The sequence below is a fragment of the Streptomyces sp. M92 genome (genome assembly GCF_028473745.1).
In the GTDB taxonomy this organism is placed as follows: domain Bacteria; phylum Actinomycetota; class Actinomycetes; order Streptomycetales; family Streptomycetaceae; genus Streptomyces.
Map to the genome: position 1 here is coordinate 1171871 of NZ_CP101137.1, position 15880 is coordinate 1187750.

A 15880-nucleotide genomic window follows, 5' to 3' on the forward strand; every position below is an offset into this window, starting at 1 on the left:
CATCACAAAGACGGGCACTCCGCCTCCGTGTCAGTGGAGCCTGCTACAACTGCTTCCACATCGACGTGGTGGTGAGAGGGGTCGGGGTGGAACAGTCAGGGAGCCGGGAGCAACCGGTCGCGGGGGTCTACGAGCAGCTGATCACGGACCGTGTACACGGTGAGCTGGAGCGCCTTGAGGCCGCAGGTTGGAAGGCCATCGACGCCCAGGTCGGTGCAGAATCGTCACCCCATGTGCTGGCCCGCCATGTCGGCGACATAGTGGCCCGTTACCTCAACCAGCTCCGGCCCGAGGATCGAGTTCCCTTCGCGAACCGCGTGCTCGAGTCCCTGGCAGCCGATGTCGATGGGCAGACCGGTGCAGAGTCCGTCAGCGCGATCGTCGAGGGACCCCGTCAGTTGCTGGCGTTGGCGGAGCAAGAGGCACCGGGCGCCTACGCCATTCGTCCGCTCACCCCCCTCTCCGAAACATCGCTTCTCACCAACTCGCCCGAAGACCTCAATCTGGGTGCGGAGCTGCGGGCCGAGTTGGCCACGGCGGATCGAATCGATCTGCTCTGTGCTTTCGTGAAGTGGTACGGCATCCGTGTGCTGGAGGACTCACTCCTCGCAGCGAAGGAGCGGGGCATTCCGATCCGGATCATCACCACGACCTACATGGGCGCCACGGACCGCCGCGCACTCGACCGGCTTGTGCGTGAATTCGGCGCCACCGTCAAGGTGAACTACGAGACCCGGTCGACGCGACTGCACGCCAAGGCATGGCTCTTTCGGCGCAGGACGGGTTTCGACACGGCTTACGTCGGCAGCTCGAATCTCTCCCGTGCAGCGCTGCTCGACGGCCTGGAGTGGAACGTACGTCTGTCGTCGGTGGCCACACCGGCGGTGATGGACAAGTTCGAGGCCACCTTCGACGCGTACTGGAACGACGTTGCGTTCGAGACATACGACCCGGATACCGACCGGGATCGCTTGGACGCAGCCCTCTCCCAGGCGGGTGGAACGGCGCCGAGCACCGACTTCGAGATCAAGCTCTCCGGTCTTCAGGTGCGCCCCTTCCCTCATCAGCGCGACATGCTGGAGCGTCTGAGCGCGGAGCGCGAGATCCGGGGGCGGCATCACAACCTGCTGGTCGCGGCCACCGGTACCGGGAAGACCGTGATGGCCGCCCTCGACTACCGCGAGTTGAGCAAACAGGCGACCTCCGGTCGCCCCAGGCTGCTGTTCGTGGCGCATCGCAAGGAGATCCTCAAGCAGTCCTTGCGTACGTACCGCGAAGTGCTGGTCGACGCCTCATTCGGCGAATTGCTGCATGGCGGCGCCGATCCACAGGATTGGGACCACGTCTTCGCCAGCGTCCAATCACTCAACGTCCAGAGGCTGGAGCAACTGGCACCGGACCACTTCGACGTCATCGTCATCGACGAGTTCCACCACGCCACGGCCAGTACGTACCGACGGGTGATCGAGCACTTCGCGCCGAAGGAGTTGCTGGGGCTCACCGCCACCCCCGAGCGGATGGACGGGCGCAATGTTCAGGACGAGTTCTTCGATGGACGCATCGCCGCCGAAATGCGGCTCTGGGAAGCCCTTGAGAACGACCTTCTATCTCCCTTCCACTACTTCGGCATCCCCGACGGAACCGACCTGACGACTCTCACCTGGCAGAAGGGTTCATACGCCGAACAGGAGCTCGGCAACCTCCTGACGGGCAACGACGCGCGAGCCCGCATCATCGTCAAGCAGGTCAGGGACAAGATCTCCGACCCCGGCGCCATGCGCGCGCTCGGTTTTTGCGTCACCAAGGCGCATGCCCACTTCATGGCCGACTACTTCCGCAAGGCCGGCCTGCGGGCTGCGGCTCTCACCAGCGACTCCTCCGCCGAGGTACGTGCCCGAGCACTCTCCGACCTTGAAGCAGGCGAGCTCCAGGTCATCTTCTCGGTGGACTTGTTCAACGAAGGGCTCGACATCCCGGACGTGGACACGCTGCTCTTGCTGCGCCCCACCAACAGCGCCACCGTCTTCCTCCAGCAACTGGGGAGAGGCCTACGACGTACCGACAGCAAGCCGGTGCTCACCGTCCTCGACTTCATCGGACAGCATCGCGCGGAGTTCCGCTTCGAGGAGCAGTTCCGGGCCATGACCAACCTGTCGCGCAATCGGCTGGTGGAACACATCGAACGCGGCTTCCCTCAGCTCCCTTCCGGCTGCCAGATCATTCTGGAGGGCAAGGCGAAGAAGCTGGTCCTCGACAACATCAGGACCCAGTTGACCGCCACCGTGACGACGCTGGTGAAGGAGGTCAAGGAGTACAGCACTCCCCTCCTCGCCGACTACCTCCGCGAAAGCCGTCGGGAGATCAAGGAGCTGTACAAGAGCAGCAACTCCTGGACCTCCATCCTGCGCCGCGCCAGCCTGATCACCGAACCGGCTCCGCCGGGCGAGGAGCCGCTACTCAAGCGGGTCCACGCCTTCCTGCACGTGGACGACCCGGGTCGCGTGCGGGCATACCTGAAACTACTGGCTGACGACGCTCCCCCGTACGAGACACTCGACCAGACCGACCAGGCGTACGCCCGCATGTTGTTCTTCAACCTTTGGGACGACGCGGGCGGCTTCACCAGTTTCGCGGAGGGCCTCGCCGCACTGCGCCCGCAGCGGGCTCTGCGCGATGAACTCCGACAGGTCCTGTCGTACGTCATCGATAAGGCCGACCATGTACCGATCCCGCTGACCGGCAACCTCGGAGCGACACCGCTGAAGGTACACAGCTCGTACAACCGATCGGAGATCCTGGCAGCCTTGGGAATCGCCCGCTTCGGAGGGCGGATGCCGAGGTCCTTCAGCCAGGGTGTGACGTGGGCCGAGGAGTTCCAGACGGACGCGCTATTGGTCACACTTGAGAAGGACGAGAAGGACTTCTCACCCACCGTCCGCTACAAGGACTACGCGCTGAGCCCGAACCTCTTCCACTGGGAATCCCAGAACTCGACCTCCCCCGGCTCCCCCACGGGCACGCGCTATCAGCAGCACGAGCGGCGTGGCAGCCATGTCTTGCTGTTCGTGCGCCGTTACGCCGACACGGACACGGGCAAGCGCCAGCCGTGGATGCTCCTGGGCCCGGCGACCTACGTGGAGCACACCGGCAGCAAGCCGATGGCCATCACCTGGCAACTGAAGCACCCGCTCCCGGCCGACGTGTGGACGTACTCGGCGGCGATCCAGGCGAGTTGATCCCAACACGTCGGCCAGGGCGCGAACGGCTCAGGGCAGTCGTGCTTCGCACTCCGCTTCGAAATGCGACTGCGCCCGGTCAAGCGCGTCGTCGACGTCCAGTCCTTGCGCTCGGAACCAGTAGAGGAGGTCGGTGATGGCGTTGATCGCGGCCTCCTCCGCCACCGCTGCCGACAGTCGACTGTGACCAACCGACTGCCTCGGCGGTTCCGTGCCGCCGTACAGAGTCAGCACGTCTGCGGCACGGGCCAGTCGCGGCATCGGCAGGTGTTGCCGCTCGGTCCACGTGACGTCGATACGGAACTCGCACCAGGTCACCTTGCGATCACCGGCCAGCTCCACACCCCAACGATCACTCATGGCGTCGACCAGCGTCATCCCCCGGCCGTCCTCCGCTTCGATGCTCGCGCACGTGAGCGTCGGAAGCGCGCGAGCATCGGGGTCGTGAACCTCGATGCGCAGGTGAGAGCCGCCGAGTGAGGCGACGAGGGTGGACGGCGTCTCCGGTCCGACGTGCTTGACGACGTTGGTGACGAGTTCACCGGCGCAAACCTCGGCGGCGTCGGCCAGCTCGCGCAACCCCCAGTACTCGAGGTGGATGCGCAAGGCGCGCCGAAGAGCTCCCACCTGGTCTGCCGTAGCCAGAAACGGCAGCCTCCACGGCTGCGTCAGCCTCCATAGAGAGTCATTCATGTCTTACCCGCTCCCCACTCCCGATAGCCCACTGTGATGTCTACGCGACACACAGTTGCATTGAAACTCTCGAAATGGAACTCTCATTGCGAGCTGCCGGGAGCACTCGATCACAGCCCGCGCCCCCGGCGCACACCGTCTTGCCGCCAGCACCAGCGGAGCACGACGATCTATCGGACCAACGCGAAGGACTGAGACCATGCCGGTCGGACCGACCACCCGTAGGCGCCAACTCGGCGCGGACCTGAGACGACTTCGAGAACTCAAGGGACTGACGCTCGAAGAGGCGGGCGCACGCGTCGGCATCTCGAAGGCGACGCTGAGTCGCTACGAGACGAAGGAGGGCACGGTCAAGTGGCCGGCCGTCGACGCACTGTGCCGCGAGTACGACGCGACGGACGAAGAGCGCTCCGCTTTGGTCGAGTTGGCGAAGGGAGCCAAGATCCAGGGATGGTGGCGATCGCTCGCCGATCCCATCCCCGACTCGATGAACCTGATGCTCACCTTGGAGGACGAGGTGGTGCGCGAGGACCATTACGCGTGCATGTACGTCCCCGGGCTCCTCCAGACGCGCGCCTACGCTGAGGCGGTCCATCGCGCTTCAGAGGTGCAATGCGGCGAACGCGAAGTCCAGCACATGGTCGACATCCGCATGAAACGGCAGGAACTGTTGGAGCGTGATGAACCGCCGCACATCTGGTGTGTGATCGACGAGGCTGCGATCCGCCGTCAGGTTGGGGGCCGTGAGGTCATGCGACAGCAACTCGCCCACCTCGTGACTTGTGCCGAGCGACCGCACATCACCGTTCAAGTCCTTCCGTTCTCCTTGGGAGCGCACGCGGCCGCGGTCGGAAGCTTCGTCACCCTTCGCGGTCAAGCCCGTGAACTGGACGTCGTCTACGTCGACCTACTCGGAGGTGGGCTGTTCATGGAGAAGCCGGAGGAACTGGAGCGATATAGGTTGGCCTTCGACTACCTCAGCGCCCAGGCGCTCGACCTCGAGTCCTCGGTCGAGCTCATCGACCGACTCAGCAAGGAGTGAGTCTTGATGGCAGCCGCCCCGGCGCCCCGCTGGTTCAAGTCCTCATACAGCGGCGGCAGCGGAACTGAATGCGTGGAATGCGCCTACGTCTCACACGGCGCGTTAATACGCGACTCAAAGCACATCGGCGGGCCCACACTCGACGTGCGGCTGGACGCCTGGAGGCGATTCCTCGACTCGCTACGCGACGACTTGCAGCAGCAGGCCTCCTGACCGACCGAGGCGGATACGGCCTCTTCGCTCGCGCGGGGAAGGAACGGAAACATGAAGATCGGCGCATCACCGTTTCGCTTGCTGACCGTCGGCGACGTAAGGACGGCTCTGCTCGCAGGTCATGGCTTCCCGGGTGACAAGGAAGCCTTCGAGGTCGACTTGAAGCGCGCCCGGGAAAGCACCTCGGGAACCGACCTCACTGCCGTGACCGCCGTCATCGTGGATTTTCGGGGGCGGGTCCGCCTGCGGCAGGACCCCGGCTTCGACCAAGCCGTCCGGGAAGGCATCGACCTCACGGTGAAGCTGAAGCGAGAAGCTCGGGACGAGGCACCCAGAGAAAGCCCGACTCGTAGAAGTTCATGCAAGTAGCTGGCACACCGAGCTGCGGCCGCGCAAGCCTGGTCACCTCGACAGACCTAAATGCCACCGGAGGGCATCATGGCGCTGCACCGCCTGGGCAAGGACCCCGAGAGCCCCAACAACGGCTCTCCGACCGTGTACCTGGACGACGAGACGGGGAACTACATCCTGCAAGGCTGGCGGGTCACGGATGCTGAGCGCCTGGCGCAGCTGGACATTCCCGGACACGAGACGGTGATCGAGTTCCCCCGGCGCATGATGCAGTTCTTCCCGGAGGTGAGCGGCGGTGCCGCAGCCGACGTTTGAGGAGCTCTTCCGGTCAGCCCGGCACAGCGCCTATCACCTGGAGATGCGCGACGCGTACGGCCTGGACGAGGATTACCGGGAGTGGTCAGCGGGCCACCGGTTCGACCCGGCGGAGCGCTGGCCCTGGTGGATCGAGCTCGTCTCCTCGGCGGTGGCCCGCGGCGTGGCCGTGCATCGCGCTCGCATCGTTTCCGAACCGCTGTCCTCCTACGCTCGGTACGAGTACGAACTGACCAGCGGGCACAACGTCAAGGCCGGCGAAGATGTGCGCTGGCTACCCCGCAGGCAGGCTTCGGGCCTTGCTCTGCCGGGAAACGACTTCTGGCTCTTCGACGGCACGTCCGTCCTATTCAACCACTTCGCCGGGGCCGGGACGATGACCGGCGAGGAACTTTCGACCGACCAGAGCGTCGTCAGCCTGTGCGCCTCCGCATTCGCCGCCGTGTGGGAGCGGGCGATCCCCCACGGGGAGTACCGGCCAGCCTGACGGAATCCGCCCGCCATATCCCATGTCGACGTCATCCAGCATTCAGCAGGCCCGCGAGGCCCTGGGCAAGCGACTGCGCGAGATCCGGAAGGAGTCGGGTCTCACCGCCCGGGAGCTCGCCTTCAGGGCTGGCTGGCATGAAAGCAAATGCAGTCGCATCGAGAACGGCCGTACTCCGCCCTCCGACGACGATCTGCGCGCGTACACGCTGCACTGCGCCGCGGCCGACCAAACAGCCGACCTTGTCGCCACGGCTCGTAACATCGACGGGGCTTATGTCGAGTGGCGCCGTATGGAGCGTGCCGGACTGCGTCGTGCCCAGGAATCGGTCATTCCCTTGTGGGAGCGCACCCGGCACTTCCGGGCATACTCGTCGTGGCTCATACCCGGCCCGTTCCAGACACCCGCGTACATCAGGGCACTGCTGACGTCGATCCGCGACCGCCGCGCACTGCCTGACGACCTTGAGGCGGCCGTCGACGTCCGGGTGAACAAGCAGCGCGTGCTGTACGAGGGGGCACGCCGCTTCGCCGTGGTCCTGGAGGAGAGCACGCTGCGGCACCTGATCGGCGGGTCCGAGACCATGGCCGGACAACTGGGACACCTATTGTCGCTGGCGACGCTCCCCAACGTCAGCTTGGGCGTGATCCCACTGAGCACGGACCGCACCGCGCTGTGGCCGGTCGAGGACTTCTGGGTGTTCGACGACTCCCAGGTCAACGTCGAGTTGGTCTCCGCCTTCCTGACCATCACGCAGCCCCACGAAGTCGGCATGTACGCACGGACCTTCGCCGCTCTCGCCGACTCGGCGGTCTACGGCGCCCCCGCTCGCACGCTGATCACGTCGGCGATCGACTCGCTCGGGTGAACACGTGCAAGTCGGCGCACGCTCGTTGAGCGGCGTTCCCAGGCGTTCCTAGCTTGGTCGGCATGGAACTCATGGAACCCATGCACCGGGAGCGGGTACTCAACTCCGCCTCTTCCGCCCACGCCCCCTGGGCGATGCGTCTCGTCACCGACCGCTTGCCGGTTGCCACCACCCCCTACGCGTCCGTCACCCTGGACTCGGCCACCCAGACCGCCCGCTACACCGACGCCCTCGGCAAGGTGGTCGAGATGGGCAAGCACGGGACGTCCCGGACGAGCAGTACGGCGTCCGTTTCGGGCGGTGGGGACGGGCAGCAGCCGCAGCCTCAGTCGCAGGACGACACGACGACCGACTACGAGTCGGACTGAACGATGACACGTACCGTTCTGGTGCTCACCGCTCTGGAGGACGTGACCGCGGACTGGGTCATCGCCGCGTTGAACGAGCGCGAGGTGCCGGTGGTGAGGGCCGACCCCGCCGACATCGGCCGACGGCTGGCCTTCGGGTTCCGCCTCGGGGCCGGTGATCCCGCCTGGAGCGGGCCGCTGCGTACGGAGAGCCGGGAGGTGGACCTCGGGGAGATCGGAGCCGTTTACTACCGTCGCCCCACCCCCTACTCGGACCGGTTCGGAGAGCTGCCGCGACAGCAGCGGCGATTCGCGGCGGCCGAGGCGAGGCACGGGCTCGGGGGTGTCCTGCGGAGTCTGCGTGCCGTCCGGTACGTCAACCACCCGGCGGCTGTGGCCCGCGCGGAGTTCAAGCCGGGACAGTTGCAAGCCTTCGCCGAGCTGGCGTTGCGGATTCCGGCGACGCTTGTCACCAACGATGTCGTGGCGGCACGGGGGTTCGCCGAGGAGCACCCGTCCGTCGTCTGCAAGACCTTTCGTGGGCTGCCACTCGGGGAGGACGGTCGCGCGGGTGCGATCTGGACTCAGCGTGTTCGTTCGGAGGACTTCGACGACTCGCTCTCGGTGACGGCTCATCTGTTCCAGGCCGAGGTTCCGAAAAGCAGCGACGTACGGATCACCGTGGTCGGCCGGCGCGTCTTCGCCCAGCGGATCACTTCCCCGTGCGGTGCCGTCGACTGGCGGTGCGGGGACTGGAACGACCTGGTTCACGCATCCGTCGTCGTGCCCTCGGTCGTCGAAGCCGCCCTGCACGGCTATCTGGCCGCTTCCGGGCTGGCTTTCGGGTGCTTCGACTTCGCGCTCACAGGTGACGGAAGCAATCCGGAGGACTGGTACGCGATCGAGTGCAACCCGAACGGTCAGTGGGGCTGGCTTCCGGACGCCCCCGCGATCACCGAAGCCTTCGCCGACATTCTGAGCACGGAAGGGACTGGCGGATCATGACTCTGCCCACAGACCTCGCCAACGACGCGGGGACGCTGCGCGCGGCGATGGTGAAGGGCCTCACCGAGGCCGGGGAACCGGTCCACCCGGACTGGCTCGCAGCCGCGGGGAAGGTGCCCCGGCACGCCTTCGTGCCCGGCTTCTACCTCCCGGCCGACGAACCGGACGTACACGGGCTGACGGTGTGGGAGCCGGTGACGTCGAAGCTCGACTACGGCCGCTGGCTCGCGGCCTCGTACTCGGACGCCACGCTGGTCACTCAGTTCGACGGGGAGGAGACCGACTGGGAGCGGCCGGCCGTACGGCACGGAGGAGCACCCACGTCCTCGTCGACGCTCCCCTCGCTCGTGCTGCGTATGTGGTCGGACGCCGATGTCCGCGAAGGCCACACGGTCCTGGAGGTCGGGACGGGGACCGGGTACTCCACGGCGCTGGCCTGTGAACGGCTGGGCTCGTCCCACGTGACCAGCGTCGAGGTCGATGCCGCGAGGCTGGCAGGGGCCGCCGACGCCCTGTACGGCTGTGGCTACACGCCGACGCTCGCCCGGGCCGACGGGCGGTACGGATACTGGCCCGAGGCCTGGTTCGACCGGATCGTGGCCGCCTGCTCCTTCCGGTCCGTGCCACCCGCTCTGCTCCGGCAGGTCCGTCCCGGCGGGAAGATCCTGCTGCCCCTGTCGGGGTGGCTCTACGGCAACGCCCGCGTCCTGCTCACCGTCGCCGGGGACGGGACCGCCGAGGGGTCCCTGCTGCCGGGGACCGTCTCCTTCATGCCCGCCCGGACCGATGCGGCACCGGCGTACGGGAATCCGGCGGACTGGGTCGCGGGGCTCGACGAGGAGCCGTCCCGGTCCGCGCGGCACGCGCCGGAGCGGCTCACGGCTGCGACCGAGGAGGCCTTCCACCTGCGGTTCCTCGCCCAGAGTGCCGTACCGGACGCGCAGCTGGTCACCATCGGCGATGTGCCGCACCTCATCGACGTGGTCTCCGGGTCCGCCGCCACGCTCACTCCCGAGGGTGGGGACTGGAGGGTCCGGGAAGGCGGCCCGCTGAAGTTGTGGAGTCGGGTCGAGGACTTCATCGACGCCCTCGACGCCGCGGGACGGCCCGGGCCGCAGACGTACACCCTGCGCGTGGACGGCGACGGACAGCGGCTGCTGCACGCCCAGGTGCCGCGGCTGCGACTGCCCGGTGGGTACTGATCGGCAGGGAAGGGCCCCGCACGGAGCCCCGCACGGAGCCGGGAGCCCGGGGGCTCGGGGGGGGCTCGTGTGCGGGGCCGCTCGCGGGGTGCGGGACGTCAGACCGCGGTCAGGTCGAACGTACCCGTGCCGTCCTGCCGGCCGCTGGAGTACTGGCGGATGAACTCCCCGTCCGCGTACCGGTCGTAGCCCATCATGGAACCGGTGTACTTGTTCTGCACACCGATCTTCGAGCTGCCGGGTACGTCACGGTAGATGTAGAACCGCTGGAGGTCGTCCTCCGCGCAGGGGACCGTCCTCAGCACCGCCCGCTCGGTGGACGCGTTCTGCTCGGCGATGGTCGCGCAACCGCCGTTGCCCCAGTTCCACAGGGACGCCTCGATGACGCCGTCGCGCTCCGTCACGTTGCACAGGCGCCAGTTGTCCAGGTGGGCGCTGAAGATCGACGAGGGGCGCAGCCGGACGCCGTCGTCCGCCAGGAGCGGGGCGCCCCAGGACAGGGGCTTGCCGGGTACGGCGATCTTGTAGGCCTCGGCCGAGCAGTCGAGGGCGGCCCGCGCGCCGTGCGCGGTGGCCGTGGGCTGTTCGGCGGCGGGGGTGCCGGTGGTGGCGGCCGGGTCCGGCGCGGAGCGGGCCTGCTCCTGCTGCGCCGTCGGCGCGACCGCGCCCGCCGGGTGGTCGGCCTTCGCGGCCGCCGTCCCACAGTCGAGGAGGGCCTGTGCCTTGGCCATGATGCTGTCGGCGGGCACGTCGTCCTGGCAGCGCACCGCGCCTTCCTCAAGGGTGGTGAAGGTGGTGAAGCCGCCGCCGCCGGGTCCCTCGGTCCACTCCAGCGCCCAGCTGCCGTCGTCCTGTTGGGCGCGGTTGCAGTTGAGGCTTCCGTACGTGCCGGTGACCTTCTTGGTGCCCTTGTAGAACCCGTAGTAGCCCGGCTGGGTCAGGTTCCAGGTGACCGAGTTCGACTCATTGCTGGTGGAGGTGTACTCGAGCATCACGTTCAGACCGACGGTCGCGCTGACGTTGCTGAGCGCCTCGACGGCGAAACTGGTCTCGATCGTGTCGTTGAGACCGACGGAGACCTTGATGACCGTGGTGGTGTCGGTGCTGACGGTCTGCTCACCGGTGGTGCCCTCGGTGACGTACCAGCCCTTGAAGTGGGTGATCGTCGGCGATACTTCGGTGGTCTTGATGTACGGGTGGCGGGTGCCGAGGTCGGCCACCGTACAGCTGTCGCCGGGCCGGGGCGCCGTCGTGCCGGTGGGTGCCGCGGCCGCCGGTGAGGCGGCGAGGCTCAGGGCGGTGACCGCCCCGGCGGCCGCGGTGGCGGTCACCGCCATGAGTGATCTGGTGATGCGGCTGACGGGTCGTGTGGAGCGCATCGTTGCCTGTTCCCCCCTGGTCGAGTGGGTTCGGTCGGGGTGAATGTAGCGGCCACACAGGGTGGTGGTGTGAGGCCCGAACTGGCCACGACTGATCACGGAGGGGCTTGTTCCGCAGGTACGTGCACACACTCATCGGCGGCCCGAAGTCAACCTGAAGAGTTGCAGGACCGGGCCGGCACGCCCTCCCCCTAGCTTGGCCGAGGACAGGAACGACCCATCCTCAAGGGGGAGTGACATGATGAGCAGGCTTCGCCGGCTGGCCGGCACCGCGGCTGCGTCCGCGGTCGTGATCGGAACCATGGGCGCCTCACCCGCCGCTGCCGCCGCCGCCCCGCCGGAACTGCCGGCCGCCGTCCAGGGCATGTGCAGCGGCACGGCCACCGACCGGGTCGAGGTCGTCGTCGACAAGGGGTACATCAGGACTGGTTACTACCAGTCGACCTCCGTGGTGAAGACCGTGTACCGGGGTGCTTCGCTGGCCTTCTTCGACAGCGTCAGGAACAAGTACGGGAACGAGTGGTTCAAGGTCCAGTACTCCAACCGCACCAACGACTGGTGCGGCTGGATCTACACGGGCTCCGTCTGGTGGGAGGACTGAGCTTCTTCAGCCCTGCCGCTCCGGGACGTGTCCCGGTTCCCGGCCGCGACACGTCCCCCACCGTCCCCCGGTAGTTTCCCCGCCGCACCCCTCCCGTTGGCCGCGCCCGGCTACCTTCGCCTCGCCCGGTCCTGCGCAGGAGAGGTATGTCCCCATGAGCACCCCGGTCCAGCACCCCTCGACCCGGCCGTCCGTGGCCACGCTGGCGTCGGCCAGGCAGCGCCGGCAAGGGGGCGGGAGCGGGGCCCAGAATGCGTCCGGGACCTCGGCGGAGGCCGCCTTCCTCCAGTTCCAGTCCGCCGTCGGCAACCGGGCGGCGACGGCGGCGGTGCAGCGCGTCAGGAACGCGACGGCGGAACGGGCTCCGGAGTCCGCCGGGTCGTCCCGGCCGGGCAGCCCGGACAGCTTCGTGACGGCCCGGGAGACAGAGAGCTTCGTGACGGCGAGCGCGCCGGAGAGCTTCGTGACGGCGCGGGAGACGGAGACGGCGGACGGTGCCGCCGCCGGGGCGAGGCCGGTGGACGACCTGGCCAAGCGGGCCGCCGAGCTGATGGACCGGTTCAAGAAGAACCTCGACCCCGTGGACAACGCCGTCAAGGGCGCCCAGACCCCCACCAGCGCCGGCCTCGGACAGGCGGCCACCGCCTCGGGCAACGGAGCTCTCAAGCACGACGCCGCGGCCTCGGGCACCTCCGCCGGAGCGTGGAACCTCCTCACCGAGGTCACCGGCGTCGTCGTCAACGCCTACGACTCGCTCAAGAACCTGAAGGACGCCAGGCGGAACCGGACCGGGGCCGGACACCACACGGCGAGCAGGAAGGGGAGGACGAAGGGGGCGGACGCGGTCGTCGGCACGGCCAGTTCGGGCGGCTACGGCGCCGCCGTCGCCAAGGAGGCGACCAAGGTCCAGGGGGCGGCGGACGCCGCGACCGCCGCCGAGGTGAGCGGCGTCTTCAGTGCCGTCACCGGCCTGTGGAAGGGCGCCAGGGCCGCGGGCAAGGTCGGGGGCGCGACCCGCAAGTACAAGAGGATCAAGCGGCTCGGCGACCCGGGCGCCGTGCACGCGGAGTTGCTGGTCCGGTTGCAGGAGGAGGCGAACCGGGCCGAGCAGCGGGTCGACGAGGCGTTCGAGCGGCTGAACGCCATCACGGAGGCCGGACAGGGGCGCCCGCCCAGGGAGTGGTACCCGGCCGCGGAGGCCGCCTTCGACGCCCTGCGGGAGGAGTACGAGCGCGCCGGCCGCGCCACGGCCGCCCACCAGCGCGCCGTGCAGGACACCGAAACCCTGGGCGAGACGCAGAAGTACGCGAAGAAGAAGCAGATCGCCAAGATCGGCAAGGAGACGGTGGGCGGCGTGGTGGGCGAACCCGCCAAGGCCGCCGGCGGCATCGTGGCGGCGGTGACCGCGGCGGGCGTGCTGGGGAGCAACCCGGGCGGCTGGATCGCCGCCGCGGTCGGGGCCGGTCTCATCCTCGGCGTCGCCGGTTACAAGGCGGGCCGTGCGGTCACCAAGCGCTACGAGGAGGCCCGGCATCCCGAGCGCTGGGCGGCGGAGGACGAGGGGCCGGTGGAGGCCAAGTCCCGCACGGACTCGCTGAAGCACTCGCTGAAGGTCTGGAAGAAGGTGTCCAAGGGCGAGCGCCAGGCCATGGCGCGCAAGATCTACGGCCTGGCGGCGGGGCCCGGCGTCCCCGGGAGCGCCGACACCACGCCCGAGCTGCGGCAGTCCGCCCGGGAGCTGCTCGTCGCGCTCAAGGCGGGCCCCGAGCAGCACAAGCTGGCCCCGGAGGCGTGGGCGGCGACCCTCGACGACCCGGAGCAGAGGGCCGCTTGGGTCAAGGAGATCGCGGAGCAGCTGGCCTCCGGGTGAGCCGGGAAGGGGCGGGGAGCGGCGGGGTCGTCACCGTTGCCGACGCCATTTACCAGCGCGCCGCCACTCGTTCCAACCCCCTTTTCAGCCATAGGTGTTCGTCGGCCATCGACGTATTTTTCGCGTCAAACCCACGGCGGTTACGCGCCATGGTCACGAGGGCCGCACGACCCGTGAGCGCATCGTGAGCACAAACGGTATGGTCCCCTTCCGTAAGTCGAACGCCGGTCGCGGATACGGGAGTTCGAGACGGGTCGGGATGGTGCGCGGTCCCCTTCCGCTTCGAATCCGCGTCGTCGTCGCCCCTGTGCTCGTACCGGTCCGCTCGTACCGGCCCTCGCGTGTTCCTTGGAGATCCATGTCGTGCGCCCTCGCCGTCGTCCGCGTCGCCGACTCCGCGGCACGTGGTGGCCATGGGAGACACCGGTCCGCTGCGGCCTGTTGAGAGCCCGGTCGTCGTCGGGCCGCCCCGGCGCCTCGCCGCTTCGCGCCGTCCGGCCCCGGCCGCCCTCCCCCACACCGACGGCTTCCCATCCGTGAGGACCTGATGACTGAACTGATAGTGACCGCCACCGCCGCACTGGCGGCGGCCGGAGTCGGGGCCGCGTGGTACTTCCGGCGCGAGTACGGGCGGGCCCGGCGCCGGGCCGAGCAGCTGCGCGAGCACGCCGACCGGCTCACCCTGCAACTCGTCGCGGCCGAGCAGTGCGTGGGGCACCTCACGGCCGCCGTGATCCCGGCGGCGGTGAAGGGCGGGCACGGCGGTGAGGGCACCGGGGGCGGGCCGCTGCCCGTGCCGGCGCAGCTCGACGGGACACCGCTCGCCGAACGGCTGCGTGCCGTGCCCGGTGCGCTGACCGCGGCGGTGGAGGACGTACGGACGCGGGAGCGGACGGCCGCCGAACGGGCCGCGGCCCACGCCGCCGACCAGGTACGGCAGGACGCCGAGCAGCGGATCGCGCAGGTGCGGCACGAGTCGGCCGGCGTGGCCCGGGCCGCCGTGCGCGGCTTCGCCAACAACATCGTGGCCCGGTCGGCGAGACTGGGCCGGGCCGTCAGCCAGGGCGTACGGCGGCACATCTCGGACGAGGCCTACGCGACGCTCGTGGAGATCGACCACCTCGCGCAGCAGATGCTGCTCACGGCCTCCGGGTACTCCGTGCTCGCCGGGGACAAGCTGTCCCGGCGCTGGCCCGCCACCACGCTGACCGACATCGTGCGCGCGGCCATGGGCCGGATCGAGGGGTACGAGCGGATCAAGCACCCCGAGATGGGGTCCGTGGTCGTCGCGGGCCGCGCGGTCGAGGCGGTCGTGCACGCGCTCGCCGTACTGCTGGACAACGCGCTGCGCTACTCGCCGCCCGCCGCCAGTGTCCACGTGTCGCTGGAGCAGGGGCACCACGCCTGCTTCCTGATCGTGGACGACGCCGGGCTGCGCATGGACGACGAGCGACTGATGTGGGCCAGCGACGTGATGTCCGGCGAGCAGCGCGACGACATCACCCGGCTGGGCGCCCATCCCCAGACCGGGCTGCGCGTGGCGTCCCTGCTGGCGGAGAACTACGGCTTCCGCGTCGAGCTGACCGCGCCGAACATCTACCAGGGAACCCGGGCCATGGTCGTCCTGCCGAAGAACCTGCTCGTCGATCCGGCGACGGCCCAGGCGGTGCCGAGGGCTGCCGCCGCGCAACCGGCCCAGGCGGCCCAGCCCGCACTGGCGGCCCCGGCAGCCCAGGCGATCCCCGCGGTGGCCGCGTCCCCCGTCGCGCCTGCCGCGGCCGTCGGGGCCGCGGCGACCGTCGAACCCATCGCGCCTGTCGGAACCGCCACAGACGCCGCGACCGCCGTACCCGCCGCGCCCAGCGCAGCCGCCGCACCCGGCGAGCCCGGTGCTGGGCCGACCGCCGCACCCGGCGAGCCCGGTGCTGGGCCGGCCGCCGTACCCGCCGCGCCCAGCGCAGCCGCCACCCCCTCGGCCACCGCACCAGCGACCGGCACCCCCTCGGCCACCACCGCCAGCGGGCTGACCGTCCGCCGCCGTTCCACCGCTCCCGCCCCCGCGCGCCGCCCCGCCGCCCCGGACGACGCCGAGCCCGGCCGGCCCGCCGTCGCCGCGGCCTGGGCGGCTGGCAGTCGCCGCGGCCGGGAGGGGGAGGCCTCCCGGGCCTCCGCCGACGCCACCCACGACGCCGCCCGGGCCCCCGGCACGGTCCCCCGCACAACTCCCCGCACCGCCGCCCACGACGCCGCTGACGACGAAGGACACTGATC

General features: G+C 69.1%; 15 protein-coding genes. 13 read left to right on the top strand and 2 right to left on the bottom strand.

Annotated features, from left to right (window positions below; all coding sequences use genetic code 11):
• The first annotated feature begins 86 nt into the window (after positions 1-86).
• A complete protein-coding gene (locus M6G08_RS05270; protein WP_272586022.1) occupies positions 87-3236 on the top strand; it encodes a DEAD/DEAH box helicase in 3150 nt (1049 codons plus the stop codon).
• Positions 3237-3266: 30 nt separating this feature from the next.
• On the opposite strand, the gene M6G08_RS05275 is transcribed toward M6G08_RS05270, so the two are convergent.
• Positions 3267-3929 (bottom strand): ATP-binding protein, encoded by a 663-nt coding sequence (locus M6G08_RS05275; protein WP_272586023.1) that lies wholly within the window; start codon positions 3927-3929, stop codon positions 3267-3269.
• A gap of 199 nt (positions 3930-4128) precedes the next feature.
• Between M6G08_RS05275 and M6G08_RS05280 the strand changes: the two genes are divergently transcribed.
• The 9 genes from M6G08_RS05280 (at position 4129) to tgmC (ending at position 9759) form a co-directional block, all read left to right on the top strand.
• Positions 4129-4971, top strand: coding sequence for a helix-turn-helix domain-containing protein (locus M6G08_RS05280; RefSeq protein WP_272586024.1), 843 nt, complete (start codon positions 4129-4131; stop codon positions 4969-4971).
• Positions 4972-4977: 6 nt separating this feature from the next.
• The gene (locus M6G08_RS05285) at positions 4978-5184 is read left to right on the top strand and encodes a DUF397 domain-containing protein (protein WP_272586025.1); all 207 of its coding nucleotides are present in this window, start codon (positions 4978-4980) and stop codon (positions 5182-5184) included.
• 51 nt (positions 5185-5235) lie between these two features.
• Positions 5236-5553, top strand: a complete 318-nt coding sequence (locus M6G08_RS05290; protein WP_272586026.1) for a hypothetical protein — start codon at positions 5236-5238, stop codon at positions 5551-5553.
• A 69-nt stretch (positions 5554-5622) separates the two neighbouring features.
• Positions 5623-5850, top strand: a complete 228-nt coding sequence (locus M6G08_RS05295; RefSeq protein WP_030180050.1) for a hypothetical protein — start codon at positions 5623-5625, stop codon at positions 5848-5850.
• Positions 5851-5893: 43 nt separating this feature from the next.
• On the top strand, positions 5894-6337 hold the full coding sequence (locus tag M6G08_RS05300) for a DUF6879 family protein (protein ID WP_383142902.1): 444 nt from the start codon (positions 5894-5896) through the stop codon (positions 6335-6337).
• A 22-nt stretch (positions 6338-6359) separates the two neighbouring features.
• Complete coding sequence (locus M6G08_RS05305; protein WP_272586028.1) at positions 6360-7205, top strand: helix-turn-helix domain-containing protein; 846 nt, start codon at positions 6360-6362, stop codon at positions 7203-7205.
• Positions 7206-7267: 62 nt separating this feature from the next.
• Positions 7268-7573 carry a putative ATP-grasp-modified RiPP gene (locus M6G08_RS05310; RefSeq protein ID WP_272586029.1) on the top strand — a complete coding sequence of 102 codons (306 nt, stop codon included), beginning with the start codon at positions 7268-7270 and terminating at the stop codon, positions 7571-7573.
• Positions 7574-7576: 3 nt separating this feature from the next.
• The gene (gene tgmB, locus M6G08_RS05315; RefSeq protein ID WP_272586030.1) at positions 7577-8557 is read left to right on the top strand and encodes an ATP-grasp ribosomal peptide maturase; all 981 of its coding nucleotides are present in this window, start codon (positions 7577-7579) and stop codon (positions 8555-8557) included.
• Positions 8554-9759, top strand: a complete 1206-nt coding sequence (gene tgmC / locus M6G08_RS05320) for an ATP-grasp peptide maturase system methyltransferase (protein WP_272586031.1) — start codon at positions 8554-8556, stop codon at positions 9757-9759. Before tgmB ends, tgmC begins: the two co-directional genes overlap by 4 nt.
• A gap of 98 nt (positions 9760-9857) precedes the next feature.
• Here tgmC and M6G08_RS05325 read toward each other — a convergent pair whose 3' ends face one another.
• Entirely contained in the window at positions 9858-11138 is a 1281-nt protein-coding gene (locus M6G08_RS05325; protein WP_272586032.1) for a hypothetical protein, read from the bottom strand.
• 238 nt (positions 11139-11376) lie between these two features.
• On the opposite strand from M6G08_RS05325, the gene M6G08_RS05330 reads away from it, so the two are divergent.
• The 3 genes from M6G08_RS05330 (at position 11377) to M6G08_RS05340 (ending at position 15878) form a co-directional block, all read left to right on the top strand.
• Positions 11377-11739: a hypothetical protein gene (locus M6G08_RS05330; RefSeq protein ID WP_272586033.1), complete on the top strand. Its 363-nt coding sequence runs from the start codon at positions 11377-11379 to the stop codon at positions 11737-11739.
• Between the two features lie 154 nt (positions 11740-11893).
• Entirely contained in the window at positions 11894-13609 is a 1716-nt protein-coding gene (locus M6G08_RS05335) for a hypothetical protein (RefSeq protein WP_272586034.1), read from the top strand.
• A gap of 547 nt (positions 13610-14156) precedes the next feature.
• Positions 14157-15878 carry an ATP-binding protein gene (locus tag M6G08_RS05340; RefSeq protein WP_272586035.1) on the top strand — a complete coding sequence of 574 codons (1722 nt, stop codon included), beginning with the start codon at positions 14157-14159 and terminating at the stop codon, positions 15876-15878.
• The last annotated feature ends 2 nt before the right edge of the window (positions 15879-15880 follow it).

What these genes read in the sequence shown, in the direction of transcription:
- M6G08_RS05275 (WP_272586023.1), bottom strand. Translation starts at nt 3,929, where the DNA reads ATGAATGACTCTCTATGGAGGCTGACGCAGCCGTGGAGGCTGCCGTTT.
- M6G08_RS05280 (WP_272586024.1), top strand. Translation starts at nt 4,129, where the DNA reads ATGCCGGTCGGACCGACCACCCGTAGGCGCCAACTCGGCGCGGACCTG.
- M6G08_RS05285 (WP_272586025.1), top strand. Translation starts at nt 4,978, where the DNA reads ATGGCAGCCGCCCCGGCGCCCCGCTGGTTCAAGTCCTCATACAGCGGC.
- M6G08_RS05290 (WP_272586026.1), top strand. Translation starts at nt 5,236, where the DNA reads ATGAAGATCGGCGCATCACCGTTTCGCTTGCTGACCGTCGGCGACGTA.
- M6G08_RS05295 (WP_030180050.1), top strand. Translation starts at nt 5,623, where the DNA reads ATGGCGCTGCACCGCCTGGGCAAGGACCCCGAGAGCCCCAACAACGGC.
- M6G08_RS05300 (WP_383142902.1), top strand. Translation starts at nt 5,894, where the DNA reads ATGCGCGACGCGTACGGCCTGGACGAGGATTACCGGGAGTGGTCAGCG.
- M6G08_RS05305 (WP_272586028.1), top strand. Translation starts at nt 6,360, where the DNA reads ATGTCGACGTCATCCAGCATTCAGCAGGCCCGCGAGGCCCTGGGCAAG.
- M6G08_RS05310 (WP_272586029.1), top strand. Translation starts at nt 7,268, where the DNA reads ATGGAACTCATGGAACCCATGCACCGGGAGCGGGTACTCAACTCCGCC.
- tgmB (WP_272586030.1), top strand. Translation starts at nt 7,577, where the DNA reads ATGACACGTACCGTTCTGGTGCTCACCGCTCTGGAGGACGTGACCGCG.
- tgmC (WP_272586031.1), top strand. Translation starts at nt 8,554, where the DNA reads ATGACTCTGCCCACAGACCTCGCCAACGACGCGGGGACGCTGCGCGCG.
- M6G08_RS05325 (WP_272586032.1), bottom strand. Translation starts at nt 11,138, where the DNA reads ATGCGCTCCACACGACCCGTCAGCCGCATCACCAGATCACTCATGGCG.
- M6G08_RS05330 (WP_272586033.1), top strand. Translation starts at nt 11,377, where the DNA reads ATGATGAGCAGGCTTCGCCGGCTGGCCGGCACCGCGGCTGCGTCCGCG.
- M6G08_RS05335 (WP_272586034.1), top strand. Translation starts at nt 11,894, where the DNA reads ATGAGCACCCCGGTCCAGCACCCCTCGACCCGGCCGTCCGTGGCCACG.
- M6G08_RS05340 (WP_272586035.1), top strand. Translation starts at nt 14,157, where the DNA reads ATGACTGAACTGATAGTGACCGCCACCGCCGCACTGGCGGCGGCCGGA.